Below are 1,325 nucleotides of genomic sequence, written 5' to 3' on the forward strand. Positions count from 1 at the left end.
GCATAAAAATACCTCCTAAGTAGCTTTTGGTTATTTCCATTGTCTACTTAAGAGGTATCATATCACCGATGATACGGAGGAATCTGCCGTTGTTTTATTATCTTTTCTTTCTTATAGACGCGGGCGGGTTTAACGGATATAATAGATGAAAAGCAGTGGGGAAGAGAGCTGCCGGGTTAAAAAAGAGCGAAAAAGAAAGGTTGTTATATATGGAAAACAAACTGGAATCAAAAAAATGTCTTGTGGTAAAAAAATGCGGAGGGTGCGGCTGCAGAGGCATTTCCTATAAAGAAGAGACTGATATCAAGGAAAAGAAGGTGAGGAAGCTTTTAAAGGGAATCTGTAAAGTAGAGCCGATCATAGGTATGGAGAATCCCTATCATTACAGGAACAAGATACATGCCTCCTTTGCCCGCCTCCGGGACGGCAGTATAGTTTCCGGAAAGTATGCGGAGGGGACGCACAGAGTGGTGCCTGTGGATGACTGCCTGATTGAGGATGAAAAGGCAGATGCCATTGTGAGAGATATCAGGGGACTTTTAAAATCTTTTAAGATCAAGATTTATAATGAGGACAGCGGATTCGGGCTTCTGCGGCATGTTATGGTGCGCAGGGGATTCAGAAGCGGGGAGATCATGGTGGTTCTGGTATTGGTTTCTCCTATTTTCCCATCAAAGAATAATTTTGTGAAGGCCCTTAGAAAGCTCCATCCCGAGATCACGACCGTGATTCTCAATGTAAATGACAAGAGGACCAGCATGGTGCTTGGGGAGCGGAATATCACCATTTACGGGAAGGGCTATATTGAGGATGAGCTGTGCGGATGTATTTTCCGCATTTCTCCTTCCTCCTTTTACCAGGTAAACCCCGTGCAGACGGAAAAATTATATGGAAAAGCCCTGGAATTTGCCGGGCTTACAGGGAAAGAGCGCGTGATTGATGCATACTGCGGCATCGGAACCATTGGCCTCATTGCGTCGAAACACGCAAAAGAAGTGATCGGCGTGGAGTTAAATAAGGACGCAGTGCGCGATGCCGGCATCAATGCAAAGAGAAACGGCAGCAAAAATTTCCGGGCATTTCAGGGGGACGCCGGCGCATTCATGGTGCAGATGGCCGAAGCGGGAGAACAGGCAGATGTAGTTTTCATGGACCCTCCAAGGGCAGGCAGTGATGAGGCTTTCCTCTCATCCGTCGTGAAGCTGGGACCGAAAAAGGTAGTATACATTTCCTGCAATCCGGAGACGCTGGCAAGGGACCTGAGATATTTGGTTAAGAAAGGGTATGAAGCGGTGAGGGCGGTACCGTATGATATGTTTGCTTGG

The 1,325-nt window shown here is 46.8% G+C and carries 1 protein-coding gene; it reads left to right on the top strand.

Annotated elements, in window-relative coordinates; all coding sequences use genetic code 11:
* Positions 1–209: 209 nt before the first annotated feature.
* Positions 210–1,325, top strand: a 1,116-nt coding sequence (gene rlmD, locus V8Q34_RS27350; RefSeq protein WP_335836689.1) for a 23S rRNA (uracil(1939)-C(5))-methyltransferase RlmD, incomplete at its 3' end; no start/stop codon positions are given.

The sequence above is a fragment of the Blautia sp. JLR.GB0024 genome (assembly GCF_037000545.1).
Taxonomy (GTDB): domain Bacteria; phylum Bacillota; class Clostridia; order Lachnospirales; family Lachnospiraceae; genus Blautia; species Blautia celeris.